The organism is Psychromicrobium silvestre, assembly GCF_013408295.1.
GTDB lineage: Bacteria > Actinomycetota > Actinomycetes > Actinomycetales > Micrococcaceae > Renibacterium > Renibacterium silvestre.
This window is the reverse complement of record NZ_JACBYQ010000002.1, coordinates 868220-892477: the sequence shown is the minus strand read 5'-3', so window position 1 is coordinate 892477 and position 24258 is coordinate 868220. Positions and strand designations below refer to the sequence as shown.

Sequence of the window (24258 nt, the reverse complement as noted above, 5' to 3'; positions counted from 1 at the left end):
ATGAGCAATCCCATCCGTCGTTGGCAAGCCGAGCTGAAGAAGACCTTTACCGGTCATTCCGAATCGCGGCCGGCCTGGGTGGAGCAGCTCGAGGAAGGCGAGGATGCCGGGTACTTCCTGCCAACTTCGGTGGTCTGGACCGTGCACTCCTCCATGACAACTATTGTGGCCGGGGTGCGGGCACTGCTTCTGCAGGCCCTGCATCCCGGAGCATTGGCCGGCGTTTGGGATCATTCGCGCTTCCGCGAAGACCCGCTCGGTAGGCTGGCGGGCACCATCCGCTGGATCTTCACGGTGACCTACGGTTCTACCGGTGCCGCTCGGGGAGCCTCGAAATGGGTACTGCGGCTGCACGAGTCCGTTCGCGGTAACTTCGTCGACGGCCACGGAGTTGCTAGGCCCTACTCGGCGGCCGACCCGGAGCTGCTGCGCTGGGTGCATATCGCCTTCACCGACGCCTTCCTCTCCAGCTATCAGGCTTATGGCTCCGGCCGCATTTCTGCGGACGATTATGTCCGCGAGTGGGCGGTGGCGGGTGAGTTAATGGAGGTCTCGAAACCTCCGCGCAGTGAGCTTGAGTTGCGTGAAGCCTTAGCGAAGTACGACGGCGAACTGCGGTCTGACGAGCGGGTGGCCGAAGTGGTGGCTTTCATCCGCCGACCCCCGCTACACCCCTCGATGCGACTGGGATACAAAGTGATTTTCGCTGCCGCAGTAGAAACTCTGCAACCGGAGCATCGACGGTTACTGGGCTTGCGGCGTTCGCGATTCTGGTGGCTACTCAAACCCGGAGTGCGAGTTTTGTTGGGAATTATCCGGCTTGCCCTAGGCCGGGTTGGCCCTTCCGAGCAGGCCGCTCTGCGAAGAATCAAGAGATTGCGGGCTACTGTCCCAGGCAATCCTTAAGCACGGCACGCTGGGTTTTCGCTGCGGCGGTATAGACCTCGCAACCTTTATCCGTCAGCATCACGTTCATGCTTCGACGATCATCGGTGCAGGCAGCCCGATCCACTAGACCGGCCTTTTCCAGACGGTCCACAATCCGGGAAAGCGCGCTCTGGGTGAGCGGGGAAACCAGGGTGAGATCCTTCATTCGGCAAGGTTCCTCGGTGTATTCCGCCAATAAGTCCAGGATTTCGAACTCGCTACAACCGATATTGAACTTGCTTTCCAGCTCGCGTTCAATCGCGTTCGACGTACGTAGATAGGCGTCCTGCACCGAGCGCCACTGCTCTACCAACCCGGCTTCAGCCTCAGAAACCGCGGCGCTGGAGTGCGCTCCAACAGTCTTCGTCATGACCGCCACTATACCATGATGAAGAATTATTTTCTAGATCATCTTTTTCCTTGTCATTCAATGATGCGTCATATAGTTTGGTCTCATGACCGCGACAGAACTCCTCAACAACGCATCCCCGCAAGGGACAGCGGAGGCGCAATCAACTTCTTCTAGCAAATGGTCGAGCCGGCAGGTCATGCTGCTGATCGTGCTCTGCACGGTGCTCGCCCTCGACGGCCTGGACGTCTCCATGGTCGGTGTGGCCCTGCCTTCGATGGGTCACGAACTCGGCCTGAACACGGAATCCCTGCAGTGGATCGTTTCGGGCTATGTTCTCGGTTACGGCAGCCTATTGCTGCTCGGTGGCCGGATGGCCGATCTGCTGGGCCGCCGTCGTATCTTCCTGATCGCCCTGACCGTCTTTGCGCTAGCTTCCTTGCTGGGCGGACTGGTCAACGATCCCACTCTGCTCATCGTGACCCGATTCATCAAGGGCTTGGCCGCAGCCTTCACCGCTCCCACCGGGTTTTCAATCATCACCACCAACTTCGCCGAGGGTAAACCCAGGAATCGAGCCATCTCGATTTACTCGACCTTTGGTGCCAGCGGCTTCTCACTGGGCCTAGTGCTCGGTGGTCTGATGACCACGCTGAGCTGGCGCTGGACCTTCCTGATCGCGGTGCCGATTGCGGCGGCCGCTGTACTGCTCGGCCTCAAATTCATCCCCAAGGACAGCCCGAGCGCAGAGGGCGGTCACGATATCGGTGGGGCGGTAACCCTCGCGCTAGGCATGCTCGGACTGGTCTATACCGTGGTGTCCGCGCCAGAAGTGGGTTGGGGAGCACCACAAACCATTATTGGCTTCGTGGTTTCCGCCCTGATCCTGGCCGCCTTCGGGGTGATCGAAACTCGGGTCAAGCATCCCCTGATCCGCTTCGGCATTCTGCGCCAAGGCTGGGTAGCCAAGGCCAATCTGAGCATTATCGGACTTTTCGGCTCCTACCTGAGCTTCCAGTTCATCCTGACCATGTACCTGCAGAATGTGCTGGGCTGGTCGCCACTGGGAATGGCTTTGGCCCTGCTGCCGACTGGGTTGATCGTGATGGGCAGTTCACCCTTTGCCTCCAAATTGATCGACCGGATTGGAGCCACCCGACTGATCGTGGCCGGGCTGATCGCACTCACCCTGGGCTATGTACTCTTCCTGCGAGTGGGAACCAGCCCGAACTATGCGGCGGACATCCTGCCCTCGGTAATCCTGCTCGGCATCGGCTTCGCACTCGGCTTCCCCTCGATTAATGTGCAGGCGACAGCAGGGATTGACGACGACGAGCAGGGCTTGGCCGCCGGATTGATCCAGACCAGCAGCCAGGTAGGTGCGGCTCTGGTATTGGCTGTCACAACAGCGATTGTCACCGGCTCGCAGGCCGCGGCTTCGGACACCGGTCCGGCTGCGATGCTGGATACCTTCCGTCCCGGCTTGATCCTGAGCGCGGCGGTGGCTCTAGCTGCTTTGCTGATCGCTGCTGCACCGCAACGGCGTCGCCACCAGGATAAGGTCCTGGCCGAATAGCGTCCTGGTTTCGGCTCGCGCCGATTATCCGGTGGAGCCCGATTCGCGCGGATTCGCGCGGTGGAGCCCGCTGAGTCCGGTAACTCGTTGGGACTTGATGAGCAGGTCCCAACGAGTGTGCCAACTGACTGGGACCAGTTCAACCGACATCCGTTCCACCAGCACTGCCGAAAGGAAGAACTATGACCAACCGTCATTTTGTTTTCATCGAAGGTAGCTCTCGCTCGGAGGGCAATACGGCGGCCCTGGCGCGAAGAGCCCAATTGCATTTGCCGGCGGGAACAAGCTCCGAGTGGATCAGTCTCGCCGAGCTTCCGCTCCCCGACTTCGAAGATCCACGAAGTCCCGGCAGCACTCCGCCGATTTACCCGGATGGCAATGAGGGTTTGCTTTTAGCTGCAACCTTACGAGCAACCGATTTGGTCATCGCCTCACCTCTTTATTGGTACACCATTTCCGCGCCGGTAAAACGCTATTTGGATTACTGGTCTAATTGGCTAAAGATTCCGGGCCTAAACTTTCGTCGCCAAATGAGCCAGGGAGCACTTTGGGGAATCACCGTTGGACACACAGATGATGAAAGTAAAACCGAGGGCCTGGCTACCAGCCTCCGATTTAGCGCGGAATACCTGGGTATGCAATGGGGCGGCTTGCTCTACGGCTCGGGTGGATATCCGGGTGAGATTTTGCAAGACCAGAACGCACTGCAAGGCGCTGAGCAATTCTTCGCCCGAAACTTGATGCCACTCGGTTAGTCCTCCGTCGAGGAACTATTTCTTCGGCTCGCAAGCAATTCCATCGTGATCGCCATCAAGCCCGCTCCGATATCCCGGCTGATTTGCATACAACGGAGCGGCACCTGCCTGACGAACCGCATCGCAGTTCTTGTAATAAACGGTGCTTGGTGCCGGAGCCGTTACTGGAGCGGGCACCGGTACAGGTTTGGGTGCAGGTGCTGGCTTGACCAGGGGCACAGGGGCCGGAACCGTGGGCTTCGGCGCGGCCGCCGCCGGAGTCGGCACGGTAGCTTCGGGAGATTTCACCGCGACCGTCGTTGGTGCGGGAACCACTGGCTTGAGTGTCGCCGTCGGGCTAGGTTTCGGAGTCGCAGAAGGGGCAATTACGCTCGGCTTCTCGGTGGAGGCGCTATCCGATGAGGAGGCGGTCGGCGTACTCGCGGCATCGACCGGAGTGATCTTTGGCGGCGCGGACAACCCGATCAGAACAGCCCCCACAACGAGCGTGGCGAATGCGGCACCCAAAACCGCCCCCGCCCGGCCGCGAGACTTCATCCAGGCCCAATTCCCGCGGCCGAAAATAAGAACCACCAGCGCGATGATGATAGTCAATAAACTGAAAACCAAGAGGAATCCGCCAAATCCTCCGCCCAAGCCCAGAAGTGAAAAAAGAGAAACTATTCCCAAAATGACCCAAGGTACCGCCCTGTGCCCACCGGAAGCTTTGGGAGCTGGAGCAGATTCAGCTGCTGCCGGGAGATAGTCCGGCGAACCATAAGAGTTCATTTTTTCCATTCTTTACTTATCGTTGATCGAATTGTACTGCGAATGTCGACCCCCGGAATCTAAAACCCGAAAACCGCCCGTGAATATCGTTCGGTGAAAATTCAGGAAGGGTGATTACGCTGGAGGAACCCGACGAAAGGTTTCAACCGTGCAGATCGATCTCTCCGGCAAAACAGCACTTATCAGCGGATCCACCCAGGGCATTGGCCTCGCAATTGCCCTGGGCCTGGCTGGCTCCGGCGCCAAGGTGGTAGTGAATGGAAGGCGTGAGGTTGCGGTGGCGAGTGCCGCCGAAACGATCCGTTCCAGCGTTCCCGGGGCCGACGTCGTCGAGCTGGCCGTGGATATCGCCACCGAGGAGGGGGTGGCTCAAGCCCTGAAGCTGGTGCCCGAGGTGGACATCCTGGTCAATAACTTGGGCATCTTTGGAGCCAAGGAAGCTCTTGAGGTGAGTGACGAGGAGTGGCGGCAGTATTTTGAGGTCAATGTGCTGGCTGCGGTGCGACTAACCAGAGCCTATTTGCCCGCCATGATCTCCGCTGGCTGGGGCCGAGTGAGCTACATCGCGAGCGATTCCGCCATTGTCACCCCGGTGGAAATGATTCACTACGGGGTTTCTAAAACTGCTCTGCTGGGAGTTTCCCGAGGCTTCGCGAAAGCGGCCTCGGGCACCGGCGTCACGGTGAACTCGGTGATTGCCGGGCCTACACATACCGGCGGAGTCGAGGACTTTGTCTACGAATTGGTAGATAAGTCGCTCCCTTGGGAGGAAGCCCAGCGCGAGTTCATGCGCCTGCACCGGCCTCAGTCCCTGATTGGGCGCCTGATCGAGCCCGAGGAGATCGCCAATCTGGTGGTCTATCTCTCCTCTCCGCTCGCCTCCGCCACCACTGGTGCAGCGGTTCGGGTGGATGGTGGTTATGTGGACTCGATCCTGCCCTAGGCTATGGGAATGACGAATTGGACGACGGCGGAGATCGCCGATCAGAGCGGCAAGACTTTCATTGTTACCGGCGCGAACAGCGGCTTGGGCGAGGTGACCGCTCGGACTCTGGCGGCAAAGGGTGCGCATGTGATCCTGGCCTGCCGGAATCTGGCCAAGGGCGAAGCAGCTGCTGCCGGCATGTCCGGATCAACCGAGGTCCGTCATCTCGATTTGTCTGATCTCTCCTCTGTGGCGGAATTCGCCGCAGGCGTTGAGCAGGCGGATGTTCTGGTAAACAACGCCGGACTCATGGCTGTGCCGGAGGGACGTACCGCCGATGGTTTCGAAATGCAGTTCGGCACCAACCATCTGGGGCATTTCGCCTTGGCCGGACGCCTGCTGCCGAAGCTCCGCGACCGCGTGGTCGTGTTGTCCAGCTCTGCACATAACTTCGGCAAGATCGCTCTCGACGATCTGAACTGGGAGAGCCGTTCGTATAAGCGCTGGGCGGCTTATGGACAGTCCAAATTGGCTGATCTCATGTTTGCTTACGAGCTGCAACGCCGTTTAGTATCCACCGGTTCCTCGCTGCGGGCGGTGGCCGCCCATCCCGGTTACGCGTCCACAGAGCTGCAAGGCAAAACGGAGTCTTTCCAGGATCAGCTAATGTCCTTTAGCAATCGGCTCATCGCACAGCCTGCGGAGATGGGTGCGCTGCCGAGCCTCTATGCGGCCACCGAGCCGTCCGTTCCCGGCGGAGCCTTCATCGGCCCGGACGGTTGGGGGCAACTGCGTGGCTACCCGAAGCAGGTTGGCTCCTCCAAAGCGAGTCACGATGAAGCCGTTGCCCGGCAATTGTGGCAGCGCTCCGAAGAACTCACCGGAGTCAGCTTCCCCTGATTCTTGTTGGGGGTCTGCGTTCCCTAAAGAGTCCGAAGCTGTAGCGACTTCGTTTCCTTGAACCGCTCGCCTTCCCCTTGAGGCAGGCCCCACTGACCCGGACAACTCGCTGGGTTCTGCTGCCCAGTCCCAATCAGTACGCCGACTCGCTGGGACCTGGGACTCGCTCAACACAAAGAGCCATGCAAAAAGCCCCTGATCATCGAAATGATCAGGGGCTTTCGCGGAGGATGGGGGATTTGAACCCCCGAGGGCGTTAACCCAACACGCGTTCCAGGCGTGCGCCATAGGCCGCTAGGCGAATCCTCCTTAGCAACCTCCACGGCACCGCACTAGGCGGAACAATAGAAGAGCAGACTTTAGAATACCCGACCTCGACGGCCTCAGTGAAATCCCGGCCAGAAAGCGGGGCTAAAGCCTCGGTTCGGTATGGCGTCCAGCTTCCAGTAGAATGGACGGCAGCCCCTCGTGTGGCGTTATCCTGCGAACTCCCCCAGGACCGGAAGGTAGCAAGGGTAAGTAGGCTCTAGCGGGTACACGAGGGGTCCTCCAGTTTAAGGAGCGCAGTCAATCCAATGATCCCCGCAGGCCGTTTCGCGCCCAGCCCTTCCGGTGATCTGCACCTGGGGAATCTGCGCACCGCAGTGCTGGCCTGGCTCTTCGCCCGGCAAACCGGCCGCCGTTTCCTACTCCGCATCGAGGATCTGGATCGAGCCCGTTCCGGCGCCGAAACGGCACAAATTCGGGATCTACAGGCCCTGGGTCTCGATTGGGACGAAGCACCCACTCGGCAGAGCGAACGCACCGAGTTCTACTCCGAGGCGATTGACACCCTGAATAGTCAAGGGCTGCTCTACGAATGCTTCTGCACCCGGCGGGACATCTCCGAAGCTGCATCCGCCCCGCACACCGTCCCCGGCCAGTATCCGGGAACCTGCCGTAACCTCAGCGAGGCTGAAAAAGTCCGACGACGGCGTGACCGGCCTGCCGCGCTCCGCTTACGTGCCGCCGTCGAACGCTTCACCATCCGCGACCTGCTGCATGGCAGCTACACCGATGCCGTGGACGACTTCGTGGTGGTCCGCAATGATCGCGTGCCCGCCTACAATCTGGCGGTGGTGGTGGATGATGCCGCGCAGGGTGTGGACCAGGTGGTCCGTGGCGATGATCTACTCAGCTCCGCTCCCCGACAGTCGTATCTGGCGAAGCTCCTCGGCTATCCCGAACTGGAGTATGCCCACGTTCCGCTCGCCCTGAATTCTTCCGGCCAGCGGCTTGCTAAACGAGACGGCGCGGTCACCCTGTCGCAACTGGGCGTTAATCGCAGCCGGGAACTGATTTTTGCCTCGCTCGGACTGCCCGCCTCGCTGCCGGAGGCCTTGAAAGCCTTTGATCCCCGTCTACTCCCGCGTGGACCTTGGATTTTTTCGGAGCGGGCGGAGGACGATGGACTCGGCAATGATGAAACTGTCGGGCGCAGCCACTAAGGTTTCTTAAGTGACCACAGCTCTTTACCGCCGGTATCGCCCAGACACGTTTGCGGACGTGATCGGTCAAGAGCATGTCACCGAACCGCTCATGACGGCGCTGCGGAAGAACCGGGTCAATCACGCCTATTTGTTCTCCGGGCCACGTGGCTGCGGAAAGACCACCTCTGCCCGGATTCTGGCTCGTTGCCTTAATTGTGCACAGGGCCCTACCGACACCCCTTGCGGAACTTGCGATAGCTGCGTTGGCTTAGCTCGCGGCGGCTCCGGAAGCCTCGACGTGATCGAAATCGACGCGGCCAGTCACGGCGGTGTCGACGACGCCCGGGACTTGCGGGAACGCGCCACCTTCGCTCCGGTGCGGGATCGCTACAAGATCTTTATCATCGACGAAGCGCATATGGTCACCAGCGCTGGATTTAACGCCTTGCTGAAGATTGTCGAAGAGCCACCGGAACACATTAAGTTCATCTTCGCCACCACCGAGCCGGACAAGGTGATCGGCACCATCCGATCCCGCACTCATCATTACCCGTTCCGGCTGGTTCCGCCGGAACCACTGATGGCCTATCTGAATCTGCTCTGCGAACAGGAAAACGTCCCGGTGGCCCCGGGCGTGCTTTCGCTGGTGGTCCGGGCCGGCGGCGGTTCTGTGCGTGATTCGCTCTCTGTGCTGGATCAGCTGATGGCCGGAGCCGGTGAACGAGGTCTGGACTACGAACTTGCGGTGTCGCTGCTCGGCTACACCCATGCTTCTCTGCTGGACGATGTAGTGGATGCCCTGGCTGCTTCCGATGCTGGCACGGTCTTCCGGGCGGTGGATCGAGTGGTCCAGACCGGCCTGGACCCCCGTCGCTTTGTCGAAGATCTGCTGGAACGCTTCCGCGATCTGATCATCGTCCAGGCCATGCCGGAGAGCGCTCGGGCGATTCTGCGCGGTATGCCTGAGGATCAGATCGCCCGGATGCAGACTCAATCGACCCAATTGGGCCGGGCTGAGCTCTCCCGAGCGGCCGATGTGACCAATAATGCCCTCACCGAGATGACCGGGGCTACCTCGCCGCGGCTGCACCTGGAACTGCTCTGCGCCCGGTTGTTATTGCCTGGCGCGGATCAGAGCGAACGCGGCATCACGGCGCGGGTGGACAGGATAGAACGCAGGCTCTCCTACGCTGCCCCTGCCGCCGACAATGCTGCAGTACCAAGCATCGAGGCTCCCGCTCCCGTCATTCAGGAGCGTCCGAGCGATCCATCGGTAGCCGAAAGGCAGCCGGCAGCTTCGGAAGTTTCGCCCTCCGCACCGAGCCCCGCAGTAGCGACCCCCAACACTCCAGTGGACGATGGTTGGGGATTGCCTGAAAACCCCCAGCCGGCTTCTACCCCCATCCGGGAACCGGAAAGAGCTCCAGAACCGGCACCCAGCTCCGCCCCAGATACTATCCCCGGTCCAAGCCAGGCTCCTGCCCCGAGCTCCGCCGCAGACCCCACATCGCAATCGGCTTCACAACCGGCTTCGCGAGCAACCTCGCAGCCCAGTAGTGAGGCGGCGGATGGCATCGATATGTTGCGCAGGGCTTGGCCGGACGTGCTCGATCAGCTGACCAAGATCAAACGTTCCAGCTGGGCTCTGATCGCGCCTAACGCCGTGCCGCAAAGTTTCAATGGTCAAGAATTGCAACTGACTTTCAGCACCGAGGGATTGGCCATGGCCTTCACCCGCGGGGAACATTCTGTCAATCTGCGGGCCGCAATCAAGGCAACCCTGGGCATCGATTGCCAGATCTCGGCTGGCAGCGGCAACATCGCTCTCACTGAGTTCTCCCCACAAAGCTCGGGGAGCGCTGCGCCAAACCCAAAAGACCTGACTGAACCCGAGGAACCCGTCCGCGAAGAAGCCCCACCCTTCGAGGACCCCCCGGAACCGGAAAATCCACGCGAACAGGTCTGGCAGCGACCGGTCCAAGAGCCGCAGCGTCAGCACGCCCCCGCGGTGGAGGACCGAACCCAAACCGCACCGGCACCGAGCACCTTCCGGCCGACCGCTCCCCCGGTCGCGGAACCTGGTTGGGGCGATTTGGGGCAAGCCCCCGACTGGATCAGCGGTTCCGGGCAGCCAGATTCAAGCCAAGAAAGCCCTGCTCAGCAACCGGATTCCCAGGAGCCGAGCCAAGAGGAATCGCCCCGGCAGAGCGCCACTCAGGCCGGTGCTGAGCTGCAGTCCAGCGCAAAGGAGCCTGGGGACGGCAACGGTCCCAGTCTTTACCAGCGTTTGCGTCAGCAAGCACAAGCAGCGGAGCCGGAAGAACCCGAAGCCCCCACAGCTTATGTCGAGGACATTCCGAGCGCCGATGATGAGACCATTGAGGAATCCGGGCTGGTCGGTCGAGCTGCGGTGGAACGCATTCTTGGCGGACGACTGATCGAAGAGCGGCCGCTCAACCGGCCCTGAGGAGAGTAAAAGTGTACGAAGGCGCAGTTCAGGAGCTCATTGATGAGCTGGGAAGGCTGCCTGGAATAGGCCCGAAGTCCGCGCAACGACTGGCTTTCCACATTCTCGAGGCTGATCCGGAAGACATGAAGCGTCTGGTCACCTCGATTGTCACAGTCAAGGAGCGAGTCAAGTTCTGCAGTATCTGCGGAAACGTCACGGAAGAGGACACCTGCAGCATCTGCCGGGACCCGCGTCGCGATCCCACCGTGATCTGTGTTGTGGAGGAGTCCAAGGACGTGATCGCTGTGGAGCGCACCCGTAGTTTCCGCGGCCGCTATCACGTTCTAGGCGGCGCCATCAATCCCATTGCCGGGATCGGCCCAGACCAGTTGCGCATCCGGGAATTGCTGAATCGACTTAGCGACAGCCAGATCGAAGAGATCATCATCGCCACCGACCCCAATCTAGAAGGCGAAGCGACAGCCACTTATCTGGCCAGAATGCTCAAGACCATTGGTATCGCCGTCACCCGGCTCGCCTCCGGCCTACCGGTGGGCGGCGACTTGGAGTATGCGGATGAGATCACCCTGGGCCGCGCCTTCGAAGGCCGCCGCAACGCGCTGAGCTAGCGTCTGACCCGGAAGCCGACGAAACAAGCCAGATAACGCAATATTCCTCAGCCAATTCACCTGCACAGGTCGGTACCGATAAGCTGAAAGGACTTCCCTCGATCTTTTAGGAAACTAGCACCATGGCTTTGATCGTTCAGAAATATGGGGGGTCCTCGGTTGCTGACGCCACCGGGATCAAGCGGGTTGCGCAGCGCGTGGTTGCCAGCCAACAAGCCGGGCACGCCGTCGTCGTGGTGGTCTCTGCGATGGGCGATACCACCGATGAATTACTTGACCTGGCCGCGCAGGTCTCGGAGCACCCCCCAGCCCGGGAACTAGACATGCTGATGACCGCCGGCGAGCGGATTTCAATGGCGCTGCTGGCAATGGCGATCAGCGGTCAGGGCGCCGTGGCTCAGTCATTCACCGGTAGCCAAGCCGGCATGATCACCGATAGCATCCACGGCAAAGCCCGGATTATCGACGTCGATCCGCACCGAGTGCGTACCGCCCTGGACAAAGGACATATCGCTATCGTGGCCGGTTTCCAGGGGATGAGCCGGAGCACCAACGAGATCACCACCATGGGTCGCGGTGGCTCGGATACCACCGCAGTTGCCCTCGCCGCCGCTTTGGACGCCGATGTCTGCGAGATCTACACCGATGTTGATGGCGTCTACACCGCAGATCCGCGAGTGGTACCCAGCGCCCGGAAGATCGACAAGATCTCCAGCGAGGAAATGCTGGAACTGGCGGCCTCCGGAGCCAAGATTCTGCACTTGCGTAGCGTCGAATATGCCCGACGCTTCGGCTTACCCATCCACGTCCGCTCCTCCTTCAGCGATCAGGAAGGTACCTGGGTGCTGCCCAGCGAACCCGCGCGGACCATCAAAGAAGGAGTCGCCTTGGAACAGCCCATTATCTCCGGCGTTGCACACGATCGGTCCGAAGGTAAGGTCACCGTGGTCGGCGTGCCCGATATTCCTGGCAAGGCCGCCGATATCTTCGGAATCATCGCCTCCGCACATTCAAATATCGACATGATTGTGCAGAACATCTCCACTCATGGTTCCGGCCGCACCGATATTTCCTTCACCCTGCCAATGGTCGAAGGAGCAGATGCCTTGCAGGCACTCAAGGATGCCCAGGCTTCGGTGGGATTCGAGGATCTGATCTATGACGAGGAGATCGGCAAACTCTCCCTGATCGGCGCTGGGATGCGTTCACATCCCGGGGTTTCCTATAAGTTTTTCAAGGCTCTTTCCGATGCTGGGGTGAACATCGACCTGATTTCCACCTCGGAAATCCGGATCTCGGTGGTAACCCGAGCCGATCTGCTAGATACCGCGGTGCGCGCCGTGCACCAGGCCTTCGATCTGGACGGCACCGAAGAAGCCACCGTCTACGCTGGAACCGGGCGCTAAGCACTCTCCTCCGCACCGGCGTCCGGCCCTCCGCTGCGCCGGGTAAGTTCGGGTGAGTCTCGGATTGGTACGGTTTTACGGGTGAACCCGAGGGTGACAGACGAGCTCACGAACTACGAAGGAGACAGACCGTGGAAGAGATCCTGCTGCTCTTGGTTGGGGCGCTGGCGGTAACCGTCGTCGCGAGGAAACTGGGGCTGCCCGCACCACTGCTGGTCACCGCGGTAGCCCTCGGAGTCTCTTTTATCCCCGGGGTAGATTTCGAGATCGATCCCGAAAGCATCCTGACCATTGTGCTGCCTCCGCTGCTCTTCTCTGCCGCACTGGACATCTCCTTCCAAGACTTTGCCAACTCCCTCCGGCAGATCAGGAGGCTTGGCATCATGTTGGTCATCCTCACCGCCATTGTGGTCGGCGGGGTGGCCAATATTTTGGTGCCAGACCTCACGCTCCCTGCAGCGCTCCTGATCGGAGCTATTGTGGCACCGCCGGATGCCGTCTCAGCCACCGCAATAGGCAAGAAACTGGGCTTGCCCCGCCGGGTAATGACCGTCCTCTCGGGTGAAAGCCTGATCAATGACGCCGCAGCATTGACGCTCTTCAAACTCTTCCTGGTCACCGTGCTGGCCGGTGCTAGTAATTTTGACCAAGGCCTTATCGGCCAAGGCCTCTTGCTGCTGCTGGTTAATATCGTGATCGGCGTCGGCTTCGGCTTGCTCGTGGCTTTTGTCGTTCAGTTCATCCGAGAACGCGTCAACGACTCTCTGATCGAAACCGTGATTGGCTTATTGGCGCCCTTCGTTGCCTATATTTTCGCGGAGCAGATTCATTTCGAACTGGGTGGTCTGGAATATGGTGGCTCGGGTGTGTTGGCCGTGGTCGCGGCCGGTCTGTCGCTGGGCTACAACGCACCCAAGGGCAGCTACACCATGCGCTTGCAGGAACAACCCATTTGGGCCTCCGTTGATGTGCTGTTGGAAGCCTTCGTCTTCGCCTTGATCGGTCTGCAATTCAAGAAGGTTATCGAGGACGCAATAGCCAGTCCGCACGGCCTCGGGTTTAGCCTGGGGGTAGCATTCATCCTGCTCGCGGTGACCATCCTGGTGCGTCCGGCCTATGTCTTCTTCAGCTACTACCGGCGTCGAACGCCCCGAGCCATCCGACGCCAACAACGCCGCGGCCGAATAGAACAGCAGATGAGCTGGCAGGACCTCACCGTAATTTCCTGGACCGGTATGCGTGGTGTGGTCACCCTAGCCTCCGCAGCGACGGTGACCGGCCTGGCCGCCCAAGGTGCTGATATTCCGGCGCAGGACATCATCTTCCTCACCGCTTTCGTGGTGACCATCGGAACCCTGCTGATCCAGGGAGTCACGCTGCCCTTCGTGATCAGGTGGCTCAAGGTCACCGATCCGGACCAAGCTAAGCGCGATGCCGCCGCCGAGCGCGATTTGATTACCAAGACCTACCAGGTGGCAATGGAAGAGATGAAGCCACAGTGGGAGCAACTTGCCGAGAAAATTGGTAAGGAGAAGGCGCAGAAGTTCCTGGAGCGAATCCAGTTCGCCGCGACCGCTCAGTTCCAGGCTCAGCAGGCCGACGAGGAATTGGAAGAGGCCGCGAGCCAGGAGGAGGCTGCTGCCAGGACCTCGCAAGGTCCATCGGCACAACAGCGCAAGGAGTTCGGCAAGCTGATGAACGATATGCGGCGCAAGCTCAATGACGTCCGCCGCGAGGTGATCATCCGGGAGCGCGATGCCGGAAACCTGGACGAAGAAGTGATGCGCACCGTACTAATGGAACTCGATACCGAGGCTTTTGCAATGGATAAATCCTGGCAGAACAGGATGCGCTCTTAATCGCGGGCCCTCGCGGAGCGCCCCGAAACCATGCTGTGACCCGCGCGAGTTCGCGGGTGCCTCTCGGGTTCGCGGGGTTTAGCGGGCGAACCCGAGAACGACAAGCGAACTCGCGCTTGGTAGCGAGCGCTGGGATACTGGGAGTATGGTCCGAGTTCTGAGTGAAGCCGAATGGCTACCGCTTGCCCGGGCCCATGAGGCTCGAGTGGATCGTTATGCGGAACCCTATTTACGGCGGCGCTCGGCCGCGAAGCCGCACCCGGTAGAGGACTTCCTGTTCACCTATTACACCCTCAAACCGGGGCAGTTGCGCCGTTGGCACCCTGGCAGTGCCGTGGTTCTGCTCGGCGAGGCGGCGCTGGAGCGGCTGAAGTGGAAGCATTACCGTTCGGTGTCCGACGGCGAGCGGGCAGCTTTGGCGCTGAGCCCGACTGAGCCAGGGGTCGCCGTCGACACCGAAGGTTTCCTCGCCGACCGGAGCGCCGCCGTCGACTTTGCCCTACTCATCCTGGCAAAAACCGCGAGCCGACCAGCCCAATTCGGCTGTTTCGGCCTGCACGAGTGGGCCATGGTTTACCGCAGCGCATCGAACGGAGTGCGGCACGATTATCTGGATTTACGCTTGGGAGCCGCCGCCACGGATCAAGTGGTGGAGAGCAACCGCGTGCGCTGCTCGCACTTTGACGCTTTCCGTTTTTATACCCCGGAGGCAATCCCGCTCAATGAATTGCAGCCGAGCCGGGAGAATCAGCGGGACCTGGAACAACCCGGCTGCCTGCATGCCAATATGGACCTCTATAAATGGACTTACAAATTGCTGCCGCTGCTTCCCAGCGAGTTGTTGATGGACGCCTTCGAACTGTCTTGGCGGATCAGGGCCATGGATATGCAAGCCTCGCCCTATGCTTTGGCCGAGTGGGGGTATTCGCCGATCAAAATCGAAACCCCGGAAGGCAAGGCTGAATACGTCGGCTTGCAGCGTGGCTTTAGCCAGGAGTCTGCCGAGCTGCGGTCACGGTTGCTGCACGATCTGCGGTCCCGGCTACCGGAGCGGGCGGCTCGGGCTTAGGCTGGGAACATCCGAAGGGAGCCTCTGATGGCTAGACGACGAACCCCATCGGTACCGGCCTCACCGTTGGTGCTGACGCTGCTGGCCCTCTTGGCATTGTTCTTGGTTTCGTGTGCCCCATCGTCGAACTCCAATACCCCGAGTTCGACCTCCAACCCACCGGCGAGCGCCAGCGAGACCTCCCTTACTATCGAGGTCAAAGCCACTCCAGAATCCAACTCTTCATCAAGCGTTTTGAACTGTACCGGGGCAAAGTCCCTCGACGGCTCGACGGTGAAGCTAGCCGATGCGGCCTGCGCTGCCCTCGAAAAAGCCGGACCGGGAATTTTCCAGGCACCTATCACCCCGCAGTCGTGCACCATGCAAATGGGTGGACCGCAGACAGCCAAGGTCAGCGGAACTTTTCATGGCTCCGTGGTGGAGAAGACCTTTGATCAACACGACGGTTGCGCCATCGCCGAGTGGAATCAGTTGGCACCACTCTTTGGTTCGGATGCTGCGGATGGCAAGCTGTAATCCGGTCCGAAAAGGTCTTGCCCAGCTCCTGCTTCGCTGCCATGATTAGCATAGTGAAAACATTTCAATGTTGAACTAAATCAAGCCATGCGGAGATTCAGAGACGGCAAGGAGCATCATGGGACTGTTCGATCGAGCCAAGAACGCCTTCGGCGGCGGAACCGACGACTGGGCAGCGCAGGCGAAGGCGGCTCAGGAATTAGCCGGTCAGCACCTGCGCGATGCTGGTTACACCGATGGCAGCGCCGTCACCATGGCCAACGCGGGGCAGGTCTCCGGCCAAATGCAGGCAGACCACGATGTGCTGAATGCCTACGGGCAGGAACTCAACCGGATCATTGCGATTGGAGCCACCGGAAGCTCGGTGGTCACGGACTTAGTGGACACCGGGGATCGCACCGCCGGAAACCCCTGGTATGAGCTGGAAGTTCAGGTCACCCTTCCCGGCGCCGAGCCGTATACGGTGCGCAAGCGGGAGATGGTTCCTGCTCAGTTCCTCGCAAATTACGCGGTGGGGACTACGCACGAGGTCAAGGTCGATCCCGCGGACCCGAAGAGCATCGCGCTCACCAGTTAGGAGCTCCGATGGGTGTTTTGAGGGATTTTTTCCGTCTGGCTGATGCGGGAATGCGACAGCGGGAAAGAACGGATTGGCGGGAAAACCTCCGTCAATCCGCAGACCTGGCGGAGCAATTCAGCAATACCCCCGAAGCCTATGGCGTCTCCGAAGCGAACCCCTTCAAAAACCTGACGCTCTACGCGAGCATGATCCAGGGCAATGGCACCGTGATCTCTCTGAACCAGACCAGCCAAGCTCCGGACGGCACCCCGATCTATACGGTCGAACTGGAGCTGAGGTTCCCGAATCAGGCACCCTATCGATCGAACTACCGAACCATGATCGCGCTCAGTGCCCTGCCAGGCTGGCAACCGGGTGCCATGTTCCCTTTTCGGGTCAGTCCCGACGATCCGAATGCACTCATGCTCGGCTAAGAATGTTCCAGTGCAAATGCCCGGTAGAATGGTGTTGCAAGCTCGCGGAGCGCTACTTATCTTTAACCGGAAGAGTGGCGTGAGACGGCACCGTTTTGCTGCTGCCTAGCAGCCTCCGCGACCCTCCCTTCCTTGAGAAAACAGGAGTTCCCGGATGCCCCGGATCGTTGTCGATGTCATGCCCAAGCCCGAAATCCTCGATCCGCAGGGTAAAGCCATTGTTGGGGCACTCCCCCGGCTGGGCTTTACCGAATTCAGCGGCGTTCGCCAAGGCAAGCGTTTCGAGTTGACCGTCGACGGCGAAATCACCGAAGCGGTCATGGCCAAGGCCCGCGAAGCCGCCGAAACACTGCTCTCGAACCCGGTTATCGAAGATGTGGTGAACGTGGAGCTCGTCAATGACTGAGGTTTCCGCAGTAGATTTGTCCGCTGCTGATTTGTCCGCTGCTGATTTGTCCGCTGCTGATTTGTCCGCTGCTGATTTGTCCGCTGCGCGGGTTGGCGTGGTCACCTTCCCCGGCACCTTGGACGACCGAGACGCAGCCCGTGCCGTCCGCCTCTCCGGGGCGACCGCCGTCGAACTCTGGCATGCCGATGAGGATCTCAAGGATGTTGACGCCATCGTCATCCCGGGCGGCTTCTCCTACGGAGATTACCTGCGCGCGGGTGCCATTTCGCGTTTTGCCCCACTGATGGCCAAGGTAATCGACGCCGCGAACTCGAATGCCAAGCTTCCCGTGCTGGGTATCTGCAACGGCTTCCAGATCCTGACCGAATCTCATCTACTGCCGGGCTCGATGGTCAAAAACGATCATTTGAAGTTCATCTGTCGGGACCAGACCCTGCGGGTAGAGAATGCTTCAACCGCCTGGACCAACGACTACAGCGCGGGTCAGGACATCACCATTCCGCTGAAAAACCAGGACGGCCAATACATCGCGGACGAGAAGACTCTCGACGCTCTGGAGGCCGAGGGTCGCGTGGTGTTCCGCTACGTCAGCGTGAACCCCAATGGCTCGCGCCGGGACATCGCCGGAATCTCCAACGCCGCGGGCAATGTGGTCGGTCTGATGCCGCATCCGGAGCATGCCGTGGAGACCGGTTTCGGACCGTTTTCCGAAGCAGGCCCGCACACCGGCACCGACGGAGCCGGTTTCTTCACTTCCGTTCTCAATACGATCCTTGCAGGGGCTAAAGCGTGACTTCTACCGCCAAGACCAACTTCAATATCGATACCGTAGCCAATGCTGCCTCCACCCCGGAGACCGAGCTGCCCTGGGCCGAATTGGGCCTGAAGGACAATGAATTTACCCGGATCAAGGAGATCCTAGACCGCCGCCCCACCGCCGCCGAGCTGGCGATGTATTCGGTGATGTGGAGCGAACACTGCTCCTACAAGTCCTCAAAGGTGCACTTGCGCCAGTTCGGTGACAAGGTCACCGAGGAGATGAAGGAACACCTGCTGGTTGGCATCGGCGAGAACGCCGGTGTGGTGGATATTGGCGATGGTTGGGCGGTCACCTTCAAGGTCGAATCGCATAATCACCCCTCCTTCGTGGAGCCCTACCAGGGCGCAGCCACCGGCATCGGCGGCATCGTCCGGGACATCATCTCGATGGGCGCCCGTCCGGTTGCCGTGATGGACCCGCTACGCTTCGGCGCTATCGACCACCCGGACACCGCCCGACTGGTGCACGGCATCGTCTCCGGCATCGGCGGCTACGGCAACTCGCTCGGCTTGCCGAACATCGGCGGCGAGGTCGTCTTCGACTCCGTTTACCAGGGCAATCCGCTGGTCAATGCGCTGGCAGTTGGCGTGCTGCGACACGAGGATATCCGGCTGGCGAATGCTTCCGGCGTGGGCAACCGCGTGGTGCTCTTCGGCGCACGCACCGGTGGCGACGGCATTGGCGGCGCTTCCGTGCTGGCCTCGGAATCCTTCGATTCCACCAAACCCTCAAAGCGACCGGCCGTGCAGGTGGGCGATCCCTTCGCGGAAAAGGTTCTGATCGAGTGCTGCCTAGAACTGTTCAAGGCCTCGATTGTGGACGGTATTCAGGACCTGGGCGCGGCCGGCATTTCGTGCGCCACCTCTGAGCTGGCCTCCAACGGCGAGGGCGGCATGCACGTCGAACTCACCTCAGTGCTGCTGCGTGACCCCACCCTGACTCCGGGCGAAATCCTGATGAGCGAATCTCAGGAACGCATGATGGCCGTGGTCACCCCGGAGAACGTCGCGGCTTTCGAAGCCGTGATGGCGAAATGGGACGTCGAATACTCCTGGCTGGGCGAGGTCACCGACACCGGGCGACTCATTATCGACTGGGACGGCGAGACGATTGTTGACGTCGATCCGCGCACCGTGGCCCACGACGGCCCGGTCTACAACCGGCCCTTCCACCGCCCGGAGTGGCTCGACGGCGTGCAGGCCGATTCCTTCCTGGCCTCCGAGAAAGCCGAGCTGCCCACCGATCTGGGGGCTGCCGTCGTCGAACTCATTTCTTCGCCGAATATGGCTTCGAAGTCCTGGGTCACCGACCAATACGACCGCTACGTGCAGGGCAATACCGCGCAGGCTATGCCGGATGATGCCGGTGTGATCCGGGTGGATGAAGAGACCGGGCTGGGCGTGGCCCTGGCTACCGATGCCAACGGCCGCTACTGCTATCTGAACCCGTACGACGGCGCCCGGCTGGCTTTGGCCGAGGCGTACCGGAATGTGGCCACTTCCGGAGCGCGGCCGCTCGCCGTCACGGATTGTTTGAACTTCGGCTCCCCAGAGGACCCCGAGGTGATGTGGCAGTTTGCCGAGTCGGTGACCGGTCTGGCGGATGCTTGCCAGGAGCTGGGTGTGCCGGTGACTGGTGGCAATGTCTCGTTGTATAACCAGACCGGCGGTGTGGCGATTCACCCGACCCCCGTGGTGGGCGTGCTGGGCGTCTTCGACGACGTCGCTCGACGCACGCCGTCGGGCTGGCGCGAAGACGGCCAAGCGATTTATCTGCTGGGCGTGACTCGGGCCGAACTTGATGGCTCAGAATGGGCTAACCTGCGCGGACACCTCGGCGGTAAGCCTCCTGTGGTGGACCTGGCCCAGGAGAAGGCTTTGGCTGAGATCCTGATCAATGCCTCCCGTGATGGCATGGTTGACGCCGCACATGACCTTTCCGAGGGCGGCCTTGCTGCCGCTCTGGTGGAGGCTTCGCTGCGCTTCGGCGTGGGCGCCAGGGTGGGCCTGGATGAGTTGGCCGCGCGGGACGGAGTTTCCGTCTTCGAGGCGCTGTTCTCGGAATCTCAGGCCCGCGCGCTGGTCTCGGTGCCGCGTTCCGAAGAGGTTCGGTTCAATGACATGTGCTCCGCGCGTGGCTTTGAGCACCTGCGGATCGGCGTGGTTGATGCAGCCTCCGAGGCGCTGGAAGTACAGGGCGCCTTCACTCTGACTCTGGCCGAGCTGAGCGAGGCGCATGAAGGGACCCTGCCGAAGTACTTCGGCTAGCACTCCCTGCCGCGCCCCCGCTTCCGTTCCTTGTCGAGTTCGCTCTTCGGTCTCGAATTCGCCCGTTAACACAGGCGAATTCGAGACTTAGGCACGAACTCAGCGCGGGTCGGCGGGGCGCGGGTTGACGGGTGGGCGCGGCGCTAGCGAAACAGGTCGGCTACTCGGAGCAGTGTTTGCCAGACGCCGTAGGCCAAGGGCACCCCCACCAGCAGCCAGGCTAGCGTGACTCTAAGAGTTGTTACTTTCATCGCTCGCGCCTTTCAGGACCTTCGCGTCCGCCGAGATCTTTTCGTGGAATTTCGCGTTGACCGGGCGAACCAGGAGATTCGCGACAAAGCCGATCACCAAAAGCACCACCATGGTCAGCAGTGCCGGTTGATAATTATGAGCATTCAGTGTGCCAGGCTTCCCCTGCGCATCCAGAATGCCATTGACAATCAGTGGCCCGGCCACACCCGCGGCGGACCAGGCGGTCAGCAGCCTGCCGTGGATGGCGCCGACCTGGAAGGCGCCAAAGAGATCCCTTAAGTAGGCGGGAACAGTGGCAAATCCGCCACCGTAGAAACTCAGAATAATCAGCGCCAGGATCACGTACATGACGGTGCTGGAGCTACCCAGGAACGCCAGCACCAGATACACCACCGCGCCCACGCCCAGATACATCATGTAGATAGGTTTTCGCCCGATGAGATCGGAGGTACTGGACCAAGCAAATCTGCCCAACATATTTCCGATCGAAAGCAGCCCAACAAAGCCTGCGGCTGCAGCTCCCGCCACCAATGATGCGCCATTGCTCTGCCTAAAGAAATCTTGAATCATCGGGGCTGCCTGCTCCAAGATGCCAATTCCCGCGGTTACATTGCAGAAAAGCACCACCCAGAGGAGCCAGAATTGCGGGGTACGAATAGCGTTGTTTGCGCTCACCGATGCAGTGGTCACCAAGGGTTTGCTGCGGATCGAATCCGGGTTGAACCCTCGTGGCGCCCAGCCGGGAGGGGGCACCCGAACAGTAAAAGCACCCGCCATCATGTACACCAGATAGATCAGCCCCAGCACAAGGAAAAGCTTGCCGACGGCGTCCCCACTGGGCACCCAGGCGGCGGAACCTGAGCCGGGATCAAACCAACGCATAAGCGCGGTGGAGAGTGGGCTCGCGATCAGGGCACCGCCGCCAAAACCCATAATCGCCATTCCGGTCGCAAGCCCCGGCCGGTCCGGAAACCACTTGATTAGGGTGGAGACCGGTGAGATATAGCCGATTCCCAAGCCGATTCCACCGATCACACCGTAGCCAAGGTAGACCAGCCACAGTTGCTTGCTGAAGATTCCCGCTGCCCCGATCAAGAACCCGGCGGCCCAAAAACAAGCTGCGGTGAACATCGCCATTCGTGGCCCATTGCGGTCCACCCAGGTCCCCATCACCGCGGCCGATAAGCCCAGCATTACAATCGCAATGGAAAAGATCACGCCTATTTGGGTCTGACTAACCGCAAAATAGTTGACCAAGGAGGTCTTGTAAACGCTCGTCGCATAGACCTGCCCGATGCATAAATGTACTGCGAGCGCGGCGGGTGGGATGAGCCACCGATTAAAGCCGGGTTTTGCGATGGTGCGGTCTCGCGCTAACCATTTCATGTGCAGTCTCCCTCGACTCCCCCATGCGGCTACGGCTACAAACTTCTTCCATCGCCCTGGATTACATGCCTTTGCTCAAGCTGGGCACCACCATATCAGGTGCGAGTTTGCGGCTCGCCGCCAAACGACGGTGACCAACCGCCGTCGCCCCTTACCTTCTAGCTCGCCAGTTCCTTGGCAGCCCGAAGGTACCGCCGCGTGACCAATCCCTGGATAAGCCGACTCACCGGCGCTCCGAATGTGTAGATTCCCGGAGCGGGCTTGCTGAAAGCCAACACCAAGAAATAGACGGTGCCATCGGCTCCCAGTTCCGCGGCAAAGGCTTCCTCGCCGCGAGCAGGATGCCCCGGTAACGTTCCGTAGCCAAAGCCTCGTAACCGCGCATCCTCGAACTCCGACCAGACGACACGGCAGGGTGTTGGAAGCCGGAAGGGCCCCCAACCAAAGCCGCAGACCACACGAACGCCTGGCCGCGCCGGCCCTTCAGCCTGTGGACGGAGTCCCGCGCCGCGCTGAATGCCCCAGTTCAAAATGCCGTCGGCCAGGCTTAAGAAAACCTCCTCGCCCTGTCCGACCGGAACACGGTGGAAGACCCGACGGTACCCTTCGGGCCAGTTCTCCGAGGACTCCATCCCGCTCTCCAGCAGGGATCGACTCAAGCCAATCTGAGAGTAGCCAAAATCTTCAGTCATCGCTGCCCCGATCAACCAGACCACGCCAGCCGAGCGCTTCCCGCTGAGCCTTGGACAAGGTGGATACCACCAAATCGTAGGAATCCTCGATCAGATCCCGGATCATTTCTTCGGGCAAGCCTGCCGAGCAGTCGATGGTATTCCAGTGTTTTTTATTCATGTGATAGCCGGGAATGATCTCCGGATGGGCGGCGCGCAGTTGTTCGGCTAGCGCCGGATCGCATTTGAGATTGACAGTAAGCGGAGACCTCTCCGCCCGGAACAGGGCAAACATTTTGGTCTCATGGCGGGCTGGAACGCTTGTTGGGGCCTTGATCTTCATTACCGAGGTATCCGGCCCGAAGGGCCAGTCCTCAAATACGCCGGGCAGCCCCAGACAAATCTCACGTAGTGTCCGAACGTCCATCAATGCACCTTGAGGAAATCTTCGAGCAAGACTACCTTCAGGCCAGCGGCTTTCTGCGCGGCCAGAAAAGCTCGCAGATCCCGGGAAAACTCACGGCGGAAGTGCATCAGCACAATGTCGCCGGGACGCAATGTTTTCCCCTCCTGATATTTCACCGAACCGCCTATTACTTCGACGTTCCAATCGATAATAGCCTTGATCCCACACTCAGCTGCAGCCTTCCGGAGCGCTTGCGTGTATGGACCACCGGGGGGCCTGAAAAACACCGGCGAGCGCCCGTACTTCTGTCGCTCATAATCAGACATGCCACAGATCTCCTTCTTCTGCTCCTTGAAAGGAAGGCTGATCAGGTTGAGGGGGTGGGAGACGGTGTGATTTTCGATTTCGCTGCCATTGGCCTGCATGGCTTTGAAGAAATCCGGGTTGTTGGCGATGAAGAGATAGGCCAAAAATAATGTCGCTTTGAGGTTTTCCCGCTTAAGCAGAAGGACCTCTTCTGCTGTCTTATACGCTCCGTCATCGATGGTCAGAAAGACGACCTTCTGCCGGGTGGGAATCTTAGTCAATACCGGCACTAAGCCGTTCCTGATAGGCAACAACTCGAAGCCAGCGTGGTTGCCCGAGCTCTCGGGGACAGCGGTTAGGGGCCTTGGCGCTTCGAGTGCTTCACTGGGCCAGGGGTTAAAAGTCTGGGGGTTCGGCACGGACACCTTCGAACGATTAGCTAGCGGAGTTTCGTGCCGGATTCCGTCCGTGCCAGAGGCCGTGACGAGAAGGACGCAGATCAGCAAAAGAGCCCAGCGGAAGGGCTTGGTCTTCCGGGGTAGCTGATGAGGCATGGGCGGATCCTCGCTCTAAGCGCGGTGAACAGGATTCCCCCTTAGAGCAGGTTATCCGACTAGTCAGCCCAAACCGAGCAATGGCGCCTCAATTGCTGGGCAGGTGTCCATCACCACTTCAAGTCCGGCAGCTTTTGCCCGCTCGGCGGCTTGCTCGTCGATAACACCAAGTTGCAGCCAGACGGCTTTCGCGCCGGACTCGATGGCTTGGTCCACAATCGCACCCACTCGATCCGAGTTCACAAAACAGTCCACCACGTCGATCTGCCCCGGAATCTCGCTGAGCCTGGTGTAACCCTTGACGCCGTAAACATCCTCCCCCCTGGGATTGACCGGAATGATCTCCATTCCCAGCCTTTTTTGGAGAAATCTAGAGACCTCGAAAGCGGGCCTAAGAATGTTGGTGGAGAGGCCGACGACGGCCCAGCGCCCGGGCGCACTCAGCAACTTTTTGATGGTCTCCGGATCATTGAGATGGCTCATTCTCTTAGCCTACGCCGAGTTCTAGCTCCTCCCACTTCTCCTCCCCAAGGGTCGATTTTGAAAGCTTTCCTCACATCGATGAGTTCCTCTCTTTCCTGCCCTCCCGGGTCTTGG

General features: G+C 60.2%; 25 protein-coding genes, 1 tRNA gene and 1 other RNA gene. 18 read left to right on the top strand and 9 right to left on the bottom strand.

Translation table 11 applies throughout. From position 1 onward, the window contains the following. Nucleotides 1-906 (top strand): oxygenase MpaB family protein, encoded by a 906-nt coding sequence (locus FHU41_RS12125; RefSeq protein ID WP_179389896.1) that lies wholly within the window; start codon nucleotides 1-3, stop codon nucleotides 904-906. Here the strand turns inward: FHU41_RS12125 and FHU41_RS12120 are convergent. Further along, nucleotides 884-1297, bottom strand: a complete 414-nt coding sequence (locus FHU41_RS12120; RefSeq protein WP_179389895.1) for a MarR family winged helix-turn-helix transcriptional regulator — start codon at nucleotides 1295-1297, stop codon at nucleotides 884-886. The two genes, FHU41_RS12125 and FHU41_RS12120, sit on opposite strands and share 23 nt — an antisense overlap. A gap of 85 nt (nucleotides 1298-1382) precedes the next feature. Here FHU41_RS12120 and FHU41_RS12115 point away from each other — a divergent pair, with 85 nt between their 5' ends. Both FHU41_RS12115 and FHU41_RS12110 read left to right on the top strand, forming a co-directional pair. Next, nucleotides 1383-2852, top strand: coding sequence for an MFS transporter (locus FHU41_RS12115; RefSeq protein WP_179389894.1), 1470 nt, complete (start codon nucleotides 1383-1385; stop codon nucleotides 2850-2852). Between the two features lie 182 nt (nucleotides 2853-3034). Next, nucleotides 3035-3607 (top strand): flavodoxin family protein, encoded by a 573-nt coding sequence (locus tag FHU41_RS12110; protein ID WP_179389893.1) that lies wholly within the window; start codon nucleotides 3035-3037, stop codon nucleotides 3605-3607. A 15-nt stretch (nucleotides 3608-3622) separates the two neighbouring features. On the opposite strand, the gene FHU41_RS15325 is transcribed toward FHU41_RS12110, so the two are convergent. After that, nucleotides 3623-4201 carry an excalibur calcium-binding domain-containing protein gene (locus tag FHU41_RS15325; protein ID WP_281360671.1) on the bottom strand — a complete coding sequence of 193 codons (579 nt, stop codon included), beginning with the start codon at nucleotides 4199-4201 and terminating at the stop codon, nucleotides 3623-3625. A 322-nt stretch (nucleotides 4202-4523) separates the two neighbouring features. On the opposite strand from FHU41_RS15325, the gene FHU41_RS12100 reads away from it, so the two are divergent. Beyond that, entirely contained in the window at nucleotides 4524-5318 is a 795-nt protein-coding gene (locus FHU41_RS12100; protein ID WP_179389892.1) for an SDR family oxidoreductase, read from the top strand. Between the two features lie 9 nt (nucleotides 5319-5327). Continuing rightward, the gene (locus tag FHU41_RS12095; protein WP_179389891.1) at nucleotides 5328-6200 is read left to right on the top strand and encodes an oxidoreductase; all 873 of its coding nucleotides are present in this window, start codon (nucleotides 5328-5330) and stop codon (nucleotides 6198-6200) included. 224 nt (nucleotides 6201-6424) lie between these two features. Here FHU41_RS12095 and FHU41_RS12090 read toward each other — a convergent pair. After that, nucleotides 6425-6509: transfer RNA gene (locus FHU41_RS12090), tRNA-Ser, on the bottom strand. 148 nt (nucleotides 6510-6657) lie between these two features. Here FHU41_RS12090 and ffs point away from each other — a divergent pair. From ffs to purL, 13 genes are all read left to right on the top strand, one after another. Further along, nucleotides 6658-6753: signal recognition particle sRNA small type (gene ffs, locus FHU41_RS12085), an RNA gene on the top strand. Nucleotides 6754-6775: 22 nt separating this feature from the next. Continuing rightward, on the top strand, nucleotides 6776-7687 hold the full coding sequence (gluQRS, locus tag FHU41_RS12080) for a tRNA glutamyl-Q(34) synthetase GluQRS (RefSeq protein ID WP_179389890.1): 912 nt from the start codon (nucleotides 6776-6778) through the stop codon (nucleotides 7685-7687). A gap of 10 nt (nucleotides 7688-7697) precedes the next feature. Next, complete coding sequence (locus FHU41_RS12075; RefSeq protein WP_179389889.1) at nucleotides 7698-10136, top strand: DNA polymerase III subunit gamma and tau; 2439 nt, start codon at nucleotides 7698-7700, stop codon at nucleotides 10134-10136. A gap of 11 nt (nucleotides 10137-10147) precedes the next feature. After that, complete coding sequence (gene recR, locus FHU41_RS12070; protein ID WP_179389888.1) at nucleotides 10148-10747, top strand: recombination mediator RecR; 600 nt, start codon at nucleotides 10148-10150, stop codon at nucleotides 10745-10747. 122 nt (nucleotides 10748-10869) lie between these two features. Then, nucleotides 10870-12153 carry an aspartate kinase gene (locus FHU41_RS12065; protein ID WP_179389887.1) on the top strand — a complete coding sequence of 428 codons (1284 nt, stop codon included), beginning with the start codon at nucleotides 10870-10872 and terminating at the stop codon, nucleotides 12151-12153. Between the two features lie 131 nt (nucleotides 12154-12284). Further along, nucleotides 12285-14012, top strand: coding sequence for a cation:proton antiporter domain-containing protein (locus FHU41_RS12060; RefSeq protein ID WP_179389886.1), 1728 nt, complete (start codon nucleotides 12285-12287; stop codon nucleotides 14010-14012). A 145-nt stretch (nucleotides 14013-14157) separates the two neighbouring features. Beyond that, nucleotides 14158-15081, top strand: a complete 924-nt coding sequence (locus tag FHU41_RS12055; protein ID WP_179389885.1) for a 3-methyladenine DNA glycosylase — start codon at nucleotides 14158-14160, stop codon at nucleotides 15079-15081. Between the two features lie 27 nt (nucleotides 15082-15108). Next, nucleotides 15109-15597 carry a serine protease inhibitor gene (locus FHU41_RS12050; RefSeq protein ID WP_179389884.1) on the top strand — a complete coding sequence of 163 codons (489 nt, stop codon included), beginning with the start codon at nucleotides 15109-15111 and terminating at the stop codon, nucleotides 15595-15597. Nucleotides 15598-15715: 118 nt separating this feature from the next. Continuing rightward, nucleotides 15716-16174 carry a hypothetical protein gene (locus tag FHU41_RS12045; protein ID WP_179389883.1) on the top strand — a complete coding sequence of 153 codons (459 nt, stop codon included), beginning with the start codon at nucleotides 15716-15718 and terminating at the stop codon, nucleotides 16172-16174. 8 nt (nucleotides 16175-16182) lie between these two features. Continuing rightward, nucleotides 16183-16590: a hypothetical protein gene (locus FHU41_RS12040; protein ID WP_179389882.1), complete on the top strand. Its 408-nt coding sequence runs from the start codon at nucleotides 16183-16185 to the stop codon at nucleotides 16588-16590. Between the two features lie 154 nt (nucleotides 16591-16744). After that, a complete protein-coding gene (gene purS, locus FHU41_RS12035; RefSeq protein ID WP_179389881.1) occupies nucleotides 16745-16996 on the top strand; it encodes a phosphoribosylformylglycinamidine synthase subunit PurS in 252 nt (83 codons plus the stop codon). Then, nucleotides 16989-17792, top strand: a complete 804-nt coding sequence (gene purQ, locus FHU41_RS12030) for a phosphoribosylformylglycinamidine synthase subunit PurQ (RefSeq protein WP_179389880.1) — start codon at nucleotides 16989-16991, stop codon at nucleotides 17790-17792. Before purS ends, purQ begins: the two co-directional genes overlap by 8 nt. Next, entirely contained in the window at nucleotides 17789-20086 is a 2298-nt protein-coding gene (gene purL, locus FHU41_RS12025; protein ID WP_179389879.1) for a phosphoribosylformylglycinamidine synthase subunit PurL, read from the top strand. Before purQ ends, purL begins: the two co-directional genes overlap by 4 nt. Before the next feature lie 143 nt (nucleotides 20087-20229). Here the strand turns inward: purL and FHU41_RS15530 are convergent, their stop codons facing one another. From FHU41_RS15530 to FHU41_RS12000, 6 genes are all read right to left on the bottom strand, one after another. Then, nucleotides 20230-20337: an MFS transporter small subunit gene (locus FHU41_RS15530; protein WP_425503305.1), complete on the bottom strand. Its 108-nt coding sequence runs from the start codon at nucleotides 20335-20337 to the stop codon at nucleotides 20230-20232. Then, nucleotides 20318-21724 (bottom strand): OFA family MFS transporter, encoded by a 1407-nt coding sequence (locus FHU41_RS12020; RefSeq protein ID WP_179389878.1) that lies wholly within the window; start codon nucleotides 21722-21724, stop codon nucleotides 20318-20320. Before FHU41_RS12020 ends, FHU41_RS15530 begins: the two co-directional genes overlap by 20 nt. A 158-nt stretch (nucleotides 21725-21882) precedes the next feature. Continuing rightward, the gene (locus FHU41_RS12015) at nucleotides 21883-22416 is read right to left on the bottom strand and encodes a DUF1990 domain-containing protein (RefSeq protein ID WP_179389877.1); all 534 of its coding nucleotides are present in this window, start codon (nucleotides 22414-22416) and stop codon (nucleotides 21883-21885) included. Continuing rightward, nucleotides 22409-22822 carry an MmcQ/YjbR family DNA-binding protein gene (locus FHU41_RS12010; RefSeq protein ID WP_179389876.1) on the bottom strand — a complete coding sequence of 138 codons (414 nt, stop codon included), beginning with the start codon at nucleotides 22820-22822 and terminating at the stop codon, nucleotides 22409-22411. The genes FHU41_RS12015 and FHU41_RS12010 overlap by 8 nt, the downstream gene beginning before the upstream one ends. Further along, nucleotides 22822-23661, bottom strand: coding sequence for a polysaccharide deacetylase family protein (locus FHU41_RS12005; protein WP_246279607.1), 840 nt, complete (start codon nucleotides 23659-23661; stop codon nucleotides 22822-22824). Before FHU41_RS12005 ends, FHU41_RS12010 begins: the two co-directional genes overlap by 1 nt. A gap of 63 nt (nucleotides 23662-23724) precedes the next feature. After that, the gene (locus FHU41_RS12000) at nucleotides 23725-24144 is read right to left on the bottom strand and encodes a CoA-binding protein (RefSeq protein ID WP_179389875.1); all 420 of its coding nucleotides are present in this window, start codon (nucleotides 24142-24144) and stop codon (nucleotides 23725-23727) included. Nucleotides 24145-24258 lie beyond the last annotated feature (114 nt).

What these genes read in the sequence shown, in the direction of transcription:
- FHU41_RS12115 (WP_179389894.1), top strand. Translation starts at nt 1,383, where the DNA reads ATGACCGCGACAGAACTCCTCAACAACGCATCCCCGCAAGGGACAGCG.
- FHU41_RS12125 (WP_179389896.1), top strand. Translation starts at nt 1, where the DNA reads ATGAGCAATCCCATCCGTCGTTGGCAAGCCGAGCTGAAGAAGACCTTT.
- FHU41_RS15530 (WP_425503305.1), bottom strand. Translation starts at nt 20,337, where the DNA reads ATGAAAGTAACAACTCTTAGAGTCACGCTAGCCTGGCTGCTGGTGGGG.
- FHU41_RS12010 (WP_179389876.1), bottom strand. Translation starts at nt 22,822, where the DNA reads ATGGACGTTCGGACACTACGTGAGATTTGTCTGGGGCTGCCCGGCGTA.
- FHU41_RS12050 (WP_179389884.1), top strand. Translation starts at nt 15,109, where the DNA reads ATGGCTAGACGACGAACCCCATCGGTACCGGCCTCACCGTTGGTGCTG.
- gluQRS (WP_179389890.1), top strand. Translation starts at nt 6,776, where the DNA reads ATGATCCCCGCAGGCCGTTTCGCGCCCAGCCCTTCCGGTGATCTGCAC.
- FHU41_RS12005 (WP_246279607.1), bottom strand. Translation starts at nt 23,661, where the DNA reads ATGCCTCATCAGCTACCCCGGAAGACCAAGCCCTTCCGCTGGGCTCTT.
- FHU41_RS12040 (WP_179389882.1), top strand. Translation starts at nt 16,183, where the DNA reads ATGGGTGTTTTGAGGGATTTTTTCCGTCTGGCTGATGCGGGAATGCGA.
- FHU41_RS12000 (WP_179389875.1), bottom strand. Translation starts at nt 24,144, where the DNA reads ATGAGCCATCTCAATGATCCGGAGACCATCAAAAAGTTGCTGAGTGCG.
- FHU41_RS12045 (WP_179389883.1), top strand. Translation starts at nt 15,716, where the DNA reads ATGGGACTGTTCGATCGAGCCAAGAACGCCTTCGGCGGCGGAACCGAC.
- FHU41_RS12020 (WP_179389878.1), bottom strand. Translation starts at nt 21,724, where the DNA reads ATGAAATGGTTAGCGCGAGACCGCACCATCGCAAAACCCGGCTTTAAT.
- FHU41_RS12110 (WP_179389893.1), top strand. Translation starts at nt 3,035, where the DNA reads ATGACCAACCGTCATTTTGTTTTCATCGAAGGTAGCTCTCGCTCGGAG.
- FHU41_RS12065 (WP_179389887.1), top strand. Translation starts at nt 10,870, where the DNA reads ATGGCTTTGATCGTTCAGAAATATGGGGGGTCCTCGGTTGCTGACGCC.
- FHU41_RS12120 (WP_179389895.1), bottom strand. Translation starts at nt 1,297, where the DNA reads ATGACGAAGACTGTTGGAGCGCACTCCAGCGCCGCGGTTTCTGAGGCT.
- purS (WP_179389881.1), top strand. Translation starts at nt 16,745, where the DNA reads ATGCCCCGGATCGTTGTCGATGTCATGCCCAAGCCCGAAATCCTCGAT.
- purQ (WP_179389880.1), top strand. Translation starts at nt 16,989, where the DNA reads ATGACTGAGGTTTCCGCAGTAGATTTGTCCGCTGCTGATTTGTCCGCT.
- FHU41_RS12055 (WP_179389885.1), top strand. Translation starts at nt 14,158, where the DNA reads ATGGTCCGAGTTCTGAGTGAAGCCGAATGGCTACCGCTTGCCCGGGCC.
- FHU41_RS12095 (WP_179389891.1), top strand. Translation starts at nt 5,328, where the DNA reads ATGACGAATTGGACGACGGCGGAGATCGCCGATCAGAGCGGCAAGACT.
- FHU41_RS12015 (WP_179389877.1), bottom strand. Translation starts at nt 22,416, where the DNA reads ATGACTGAAGATTTTGGCTACTCTCAGATTGGCTTGAGTCGATCCCTG.